This window comes from Methylophaga sp. UBA4204 (assembly GCF_002379485.1).
GTDB lineage: Bacteria > Pseudomonadota > Gammaproteobacteria > Nitrosococcales > Methylophagaceae > Methylophaga.
In genome coordinates, this window is sequence record NZ_DFTU01000074.1 from 330 (window position 1) to 8415 (window position 8086).

8 protein-coding genes are annotated in these 8086 nt (G+C 45.1%); 4 read left to right on the forward strand and 4 right to left on the reverse strand.

Annotated elements, in window-relative coordinates; translation table 11 throughout:
• Positions 1–572, reverse strand: a 572-nt coding sequence (locus B3182_RS10675; protein WP_292752712.1) for a thiamine pyrophosphate-binding protein, incomplete at its 3' end; no start/stop codon positions are given.
• A 170-nt stretch (positions 573–742) separates the two neighbouring features.
• Between B3182_RS10675 and pyrC the strand changes: the two genes are divergently transcribed.
• Positions 743–1789, forward strand: a complete 1047-nt coding sequence (gene pyrC / locus B3182_RS10680) for a dihydroorotase (protein WP_292357238.1) — start codon at positions 743–745, stop codon at positions 1787–1789.
• A gap of 38 nt (positions 1790–1827) precedes the next feature.
• Here pyrC and B3182_RS10685 read toward each other — a convergent pair whose 3' ends face one another.
• Positions 1828–3099 (reverse strand): O-acetylhomoserine aminocarboxypropyltransferase/cysteine synthase family protein, encoded by a 1272-nt coding sequence (locus B3182_RS10685; protein WP_292357239.1) that lies wholly within the window; start codon positions 3097–3099, stop codon positions 1828–1830.
• 172 nt (positions 3100–3271) lie between these two features.
• On the opposite strand from B3182_RS10685, the gene B3182_RS10690 reads away from it, so the two are divergent.
• A complete protein-coding gene (locus B3182_RS10690; RefSeq protein WP_292357241.1) occupies positions 3272–3949 on the forward strand; it encodes a type 1 glutamine amidotransferase domain-containing protein in 678 nt (225 codons plus the stop codon).
• 33 nt (positions 3950–3982) lie between these two features.
• Entirely contained in the window at positions 3983–4264 is a 282-nt protein-coding gene (locus tag B3182_RS10695) for a peptidylprolyl isomerase (protein WP_069295382.1), read from the forward strand.
• A gap of 44 nt (positions 4265–4308) precedes the next feature.
• Here B3182_RS10695 and dinG read toward each other — a convergent pair whose 3' ends face one another.
• Both dinG and B3182_RS10705 read right to left on the reverse strand, forming a co-directional pair.
• The gene (dinG, locus tag B3182_RS10700; protein ID WP_292357244.1) at positions 4309–6387 is read right to left on the reverse strand and encodes an ATP-dependent DNA helicase DinG; all 2079 of its coding nucleotides are present in this window, start codon (positions 6385–6387) and stop codon (positions 4309–4311) included.
• A complete protein-coding gene (locus tag B3182_RS10705) occupies positions 6388–7389 on the reverse strand; it encodes a 2-hydroxyacid dehydrogenase (RefSeq protein ID WP_292357246.1) in 1002 nt (333 codons plus the stop codon).
• A gap of 83 nt (positions 7390–7472) precedes the next feature.
• Between B3182_RS10705 and B3182_RS10710 the strand changes: the two genes are divergently transcribed.
• On the forward strand, positions 7473–8086 hold a 614-nt coding region (locus tag B3182_RS10710; protein ID WP_292752715.1), incomplete at its 3' end, for a 1-phosphofructokinase family hexose kinase.

An 8086-nucleotide genomic window follows, 5' to 3' on the forward strand; every position in this document is an offset into this window, starting at 1 on the left:
TGACCTTTAGTAACAGGCTGGTAAGAACGCATTTTAACGCTCTGCGGGTAAACGTACGGAATCTTGATATTGGGATCAGTAATATCTTTCGGTACATCAACCACAACTGGACCAGGACGGCCTGTTGTTGCTACATAAAAAGCTTTTTTAATGGTTTCTGCCAGATCGTTAATATCTTTAACTAAAAAGTTATGTTTAACGCATGGGCGGGTAATACCAACCGAATCAACTTCCTGAAATGCATCACTGCCGATATTGGCCGTCGCCACCTGACCGGTGATAACCACCATTGGAATCGAATCCATATAAGCTGTAGCAATACCGGTTACCGCATTGGTTGCGCCAGGACCGGACGTTACCAATACAACACCAGGGTTACCTGTGGCGCGCACATAACCATCCGCAGCATGGGTTGCCGCCTGTTCATGGCGCACAAGAATGTGCTTGACCTCTTCCTGGTTATACAGTGCATCGTAAATATGCAGCACTGCACCACCCGGATAGCCAAACAAATACTCAACCCCTTCGTCTTTTAGACAATGGACCAGAATCTCGGCGCCGCTTAATTCCACGTCTTCCTCTCTCGTATCGCTAACGCGATCTGCTTCAAAATATCAAACGGGTAAAGTTACTGTGAATGCCCGTCAAGGTCAAGAAAAACCGCCTTCTGATGCAATATCGCTGATTTGACAGAAACAACTTTTCAACTGCAAAGCTAAACAGCTATGGCATAATCTGCTTTATGAAAAAAACAGCATTAAATTCAATTACCATTAGCCAGCCTGATGATTGGCATCTCCACTTGCGCGATAATAATGCCTTAAAGCGTACTGTTACAGATAGTGCAAGATGTTTCAAACGCGCAATTATTATGCCTAACCTGCGTCCTCCAGTGACCAACGTAGAACAGGCAACTGCTTATCGACAACGCATTCTTGAAGCTCGTCCAGCACACTCTGACTTTGAGCCATTGATGACGTTATATCTGACTGATAATACGACTCCCGAAGATATTGTTGCGGCCAATCAAGCTGGATTCATTAAAGCCGTCAAGCTTTACCCGGCAGGTGCAACAACAAATTCAGATGCTGGGGTCACGGACATCAGTAATTGTTATAAAACTCTGGATACAATGCAAAAGGCAGGTATGCCATTATTATTGCATGGTGAGGTGACTCATCACGAAACCGATATTTTTGATCGTGAAAAGGCGTTCATTGATGAAAAACTGATTCCACTGTTAAGAGACTTTCCAGAACTGAAAATTGTTTTTGAACATATAACGACCAAAGATGCTGCAGACTTTGTCGCTCAAGCCAGCAACTTTGTGGCAGCAACGATAACCCCACATCATTTACTGCTAAATCGTAACGATATGCTGGTGGGGGGAATTCGGCCTCATCATTTCTGCCTGCCAGTGCTGAAACGTAATACCCATCAGAAAGCGCTTATTGCCGCTGCAACCAGCAGTAATCCGAAATTCTTTTTGGGAACCGACAGTGCACCACATACTCGATACAGTAAAGAAAATGCTTGTGGTTGCGCGGGCATCTACAGCGCCCATGCGGCAATAGAGCTGTATGCCGAAGTGTTCGACAGCTATGAATGTCTGGATAAACTCGAAGGGTTTGCCAGCTTTTACGGTGCGGATTTTTATGGCCTGCCGAGAAACGAACAGAAAATCACCTTGCAAAAAACGGACTGGCAGGTTCCCGACACGCTGGAGTTCGCAGATGAAATACTGGTGCCTATGCGTGCCGGTGAGACCATCCACTGGAAACTTGTATAAAAAATCCCGGCTCAATTAATCGAGCCGGGATCTTCCAGTCAAACTGCTGAAAAGGCCTGTTCCAGATCATCAATAATGTCACTGATATGCTCAATGCCAATACATAAGCGAAGCATTTCCGGTGTGACCCCCGCGGCTTTAAGTTCGGCTTCTTCCAGCTGACGATGAGTGGTCGAAGCGGGATGACAGGCCAGTGACTTGGTATCACCGATATTCACCAGTCGTTTGACCAGCTTCAGTGCATCATAGAATTTCACGCCATTATCAAAGCCACCTTTAATACCGAATGTGAGAATTGATGAAGGTTTACCATTGAAATATTTCTGTGCCAGATCGAAATATCTATCTCCTTGCAGTCCGGCATAGTTCACCCACTCTACTTTAGGATGCTGTTGCAGATATTTAGCGACTGCAATGGCATTGTCACAGTGTCGTTCCATACGTAATGGTAACGTTTCAATACCTTGTAATAATAGAAACGCATTCATTGGTGACAATGCCGAACCGGTATTCCGTAAAGGTACGGTCCGCGCTCTGGCAATAAAAGCTGCTTCAGCAAATTGCTCGGTGTATACCACCCCATGATAGGCCGGTTCTGGTTGATTCAATACCGGAAATCTTTCTTTGTGTTTAGCCCAGGGAAACTTGCCAGAATCTACAATAATACCGCCTAAGGTTGTGCCATGACCGCCCATGTATTTGGTCAGGGAATGCACCACAATATCAGCACCATATTCAATTGGATTAAGTAACGCCGGTGTTGCCACAGTGTTATCAACAATCACTGGAACACCATGTTTATGTGCCATTGTTGCAATGGGTTCAATATCCACAATATTACCGGCCGGATTACCGATTGATTCACAGAAAACCGCTTTGGTTTTGCCATCAATCAGTTTTTCCAAATCAGCGGCCTGATCGCTTGAGGCAAAGCGTACCTCAATCCCCATTTTAGGAAGCATATGGGCGAATAAGGTATAGGTTCCACCATAAAGCTGCGGTGTTGTCACAATATTATCGCCGGCCTCAGCAATAGTAATAATGGCATAATGAATCGCAGCACTACCGGCTGACGTGGCCAAAGCAGCAATGCCACCCTCCAGAGCAGCTACCCGCTTTTCCAACACATCCCAGGTGGGATTCATAATGCGGCTGTAGATATTGCCTGGCACATCCAGATTGAATAAATCGGCTCCATGCTGGGCATTATCAAATTCATAAGCGACTGTTTGATAAATCGGCACCGCACAGGATTTTGTAACGGGATCAGTTTCATAACCTTCATGCAGACAAATCGTTTCTTTTTTCATAGTTTTCTCTCGCTGTTATTATTTTAGGGTTTGCTGATCTTTCAGAGCATTATGCGAGTTTACGACGATAAGAATGAAATGCAATATTGCTTGAATTTTATCGCCGTAACCCCATATCAGGTAGGCAACATTGAATAATTCCTCAAAACCACAGATTTCAGGAGACATAACCATGAAAATATTAGTGGTACTAACTTCGCACGATAAGCTTGGCAATACCGGTGAAAAAACCGGTTTTTGGTTAGAAGAACTTGCAGCACCGTATTACGCAATGAAAGATGCTGGGGTAGAAATAACTCTGGCCTCACCCAAAGGTGGGCAACCACCTCTTGACCCAAAAAGCAATCAGCCTGACTTTCAAACGGATGCTACCCGACGTTTTGAAAATGATGCTGAAGCTAAAAACCGATTAGCAAACACAGTTAAATTAGCCGACGTACACGCCGCTGATTATGATGCAGTGTTTTACCCAGGCGGACATGGTCCGTTATGGGATTTAGCCGAAGATAAAAAATCAATTGCACTGATTGAAAGTTTCGTGCTCGCCAATAAACCAGTAGCTGCAGTTTGTCATGCACCTGCTGTTTTGTTACATGTCAAAACCATTGGCGATGAGCCCTGGATTAAAGGTAAACAGCTCACTGCATTTTCAAATAGTGAAGAAGATGCGGTAGGCTTATCTGATGTTGTACCATTTTTACTTGAAGATGCCCTGAAACAACGTGGCGCAAATTTCGAGAAAGGTGACGACTGGAGTTCATTCGTGATTACGGATGGCATACTGATTACAGGACAAAACCCGGCTTCTTCAGAAGCCACGGCCAAGGCCCTGTTAAAACAGCTGGCATAAGTCAGCAATTTACAAATCAATTACGGAACTATTATGGCTAGAGCAACCGCACGACACATCCTGGTGGACAGTGAAGAAATCTGTCTGGAATTGAAACGCGAAATCGAAGAAGGCGCAGACTTTGCTGCCGTCGCCAAAGAAAATTCTTCCTGCCCATCCAGCCGCCAAGGCGGTGATCTGGGTGAATTTGGCCCAGGCATGATGGTGCCGGAATTCGATAAAGTTGTTTTTTCCGCCCCGGTTAACACCGTTCAGGGTCCGGTTAAAACACAATTTGGCTATCATTTGCTGGAAGTTACCAGCCGTACTGAATAAGTTTGTTGATAAACCCTGAAAGCCCGGTCTCGCCGGGCTTTTTTTTATTCGGTTATTACCTGGTAATCCGGTAAATGAGACAGTAATTGTTTGCCATAATTTTTGGTTAACAACCGACGATCCAGGATGGTTATTTGGCCGGAATCAGTTTCTTTTCGTAACAGACGACCGCAGGCCTGAATCAACTTCACGCTGACCGCCGGTAATGACAAACTGATAAATGGCTGACCGCCGCGTTTTATGATCCACTCCTGACGTGCCTGTTCAATCGGGCGGGTAAATACTGGAAATGGCAGTTTGGTAATGATTACATGGGTACATAAATTGCCGGGTAAATCGACGCCTTCGGCAAACCGATCCATCCCAAAAATAATACTGCCCCGCCCCGCTTCAATCCGCTGAATATGTTTGACGATCATATTTTTGGGCGACAGCTGATCACCTTGTAAAAGAATCAAATTTTTCAATGACAATGGCAATTGCTTATATACCTGCAACATCACCTGGCGTGAGGTAAATAGCACCAGTGTCGCCGCTTGAATATCAATAATTGATTTGAGTTGGCTGACCACTTCCTGCTGCCATTGCGGCAGATTTTCATTGGGTAAATACTGCATCATCGGCAGTTTTAGCACAGCCTGCTGCTGATATCGAAACGGTGAAGGCAGCGCCAGAAAGTGTTTTTCATCGTAACGCTGTAAGCCACAATCCGCCCGGAAACGCTGGAATAATCCCATGCCTCGTAACGTGGCTGATGTCATTACCACCCCATAAGCCCGCTGCCATAAACTGCGATCCAGAAAACCTGCCGCTGTCATCGGCCCGGCATGAATCACCAGCGTATGCTGTTTGGCAAACTGTTCCTGTGCCAGCCAGCGCACATTAGGTGGGCGCTCGGCTTTATCCTCATCGAGAAACAGCGCCATAAAATCAATCAGATAACCAAAAATATTCTGTACCGTTCCCACTTGCGGTAATAATGCTTCACCAACCTTATTACTTAATTGGGTTTTCTCCAGCCCTTCTTTAATCCATTTGCCAATCAGCGAGAAATGCTTATAGATGGAATTAGCTCGTTGTAACAGGTTCTGGCAGGGAATAAACAAGGCATTAAGTAACGGACTGCCCCAGAAAATCCGTGGCTCACTGATACGGCCTTCCAGCATTTCATTTACTGTGGCATCACTGCCCAGAATATCCAGCAATTGCTGCAACAGATTGATGATGGCTGGTAAATCCTGACGAATTTCCTTAAACATATAACCAAAGTCATGCTGCCGGAAAGCCAAAGCAGTGGGCAGCTTTTTCATCAGACTGTCAGCGGTTTCAACCGTTTGATAAAGCTGGGCAAAGTTCAATGCTTTGGCGGCATGTCCCAGCGCTTTTTGTGGCAGATTATGTGCTTCATCAAACACCAGAATCAGCTCTTCAGGATTGGGCAATACCAGCCCACCGCCCAAGTCAGCATCACTGAGTAATAAATCGTGATTCACCACCACCACCTGTGCCAGCTGCATTTCCTTACGTAGCAAGTAATAGGGGCAGCTCAAAAAATACCTACAGCTTTTACCGGCACAGCCTTCTGAATCAGTAGATACTTCATGCCAAAGCGCCGGATCAATGGCATCAGTACGACTATCCCGATCACCATCCCAGCGATGTTCATCCCAATCCTGGAACAGATTCTTTGCTTGAGTCTGTCTTAATACTTGCTGATATTTCTGATCCACATCCAGCGTCAAATCCTGCTGTTCGGGAGTGGTTGCCAGTTGTGCCAGTTTGCTGGGACAGACATAGCGGCGACGACCTTTGATTTGCATAAACCGTATCGGTTGTGGCAAAGCCGCTGAAAACTGTGGCAGATCTTTCTGAATTAATTGCTGTTGCAGATTGACTGTTGCAGTGCTGATCACCAGCAATTTTTTACTGTTCAAAGCTGTTTCAATTGCACCGCTGAGATATGCCAGCGTTTTCCCCACGCCGGTTGGAGCTTCCACTACCGCCATTCTATTTTGCGACTGTTGTAGCCGTTGATGAATAAATCGACTCATTTCAACTTGTTGCGGTCTGGCTTTAAAATCCGGCATCAACTTATTGATACAGATAAATATTTCATCAAACACTTAACGTATTTCCACGCGGTTTTTCAGTGCCTTACCAGCCATAAAATCATCAATATTCTGCAACGTTGTCTGAGCGATATGCTGTAATGCCTCCCGGGTGAAATAGGCCTGGTGCCCGGTAACCAGCACATTTGGAAAGGTCAATAAACGCTGGAATATATCGTCCTGAATAATATCGGTGGAATGATCTTCAAAAAACAGACTGCCTTCCTGTTCATACACATCTATTCCCAAATAGCCAATATGCAGCGCTTTCAGGGCATCCAATACAGCCACTGTATCCAATAAGGCTCCGCGACTGGTATTTATCAGCATCACGCCGGGTTTGGTCAGCCCGAGACTGGCCGCATTGATAATATGATGTGTTTCATCATTTAATGGACAATGCAGACTGATAATATCGCTTTGACCGAGCAAGCTGTCGAGTGTCACCACTTCAAAGCCTGATTGTTTGGCTGGTATAGCGTTATGCGGTTCATAAATCAAAACCTGGCAACCAAATGCCCGCAATCGCTCAGCGACTAACAAACCTATTTTACCGCCCCCAATAATGCCCGCGGTTTTACCAAAGAAATCAAAACCCAGCAAACCATCCAAAGAAAAATTACCATCGCGAACTCGATTATAGGCCCGCGGTATCTTCCGACTTAATGCCAACATCAGTGCAATGGTATGTTCAGCGACCGCATAAGGTGAATAGGCTGGGACATTGACGACAGTTATACCAAGCTTGTTAGCCGCCGTTAAATCCACCTGATTAACCCCGGCACAGCGTAACGCAATTAAACGAATGCCGTTTTCTGCCAAAATGCTAAGCGTTTCAGCCGAAATATCGTCATTCACAAACGCACTGACCACTTCAGCATCTTTGGCCAAAGCTGCTGTCATTGGATTTAACGCCATTTCATAAAAACATAATGATACTTGCTCATCGGCCATTTTCGTGAGATAGGCCTGATCATAAGGTTTTGCGCTGAATACCGCGACATGAGTTGGTTTCATTTGGAGCCTTTATCAGAAATGCAGTTTACTATTGGTCTGCTGAGCATCATTTTATCGAACAAATCTTATTAATGGAGACAGTAATGACGTCGTCATCGGGAAACATTCATGTTTTATGTTTAAACCCCGCTTTGGATGTGACTTACCATGTCAAAAAGTTAATCCCCGACCAAAAATCACGTTCCGATGCTGCCCGTCATGATCCAGGGGGTAATGGTATCAATATTGGCCGGGCTTTGTTTCGTATGCAGGTAGAGGCAACAACTTATTGTGTCATTGCCGGTTCCATTGGTGAGATTCTGCAAGACATGCTTGATGAACAACTACCCAATGTTCTGTTCCATCATGTCTCAGGACAGACGCGTATTAACAGCACGATTATTGAGCTTGATACACAATCTCAATTTCAAATCACTGATGCTGGCACACCTGTCCCGGCAGCCCAGTTAACTCAACTGGTGGAAAATTTTGCCAATTCTGTAGGGAATGGTTATGGCATTCTTACCGGATCCTGCCAGCCCACTGTACCAACCTCTCTGTATGCTGATTTGGTGCATAAAATCCAGCAACATGGTGGACGAACTGTCGTCGATAGTCATGGTGACATATTGCGTTTGGCAATTGAGGCGAAACCATTTTTAATTAAACCTAATTTGTATGAACTGGAAACCCTGCTACAAATAAAACTCGACACTAT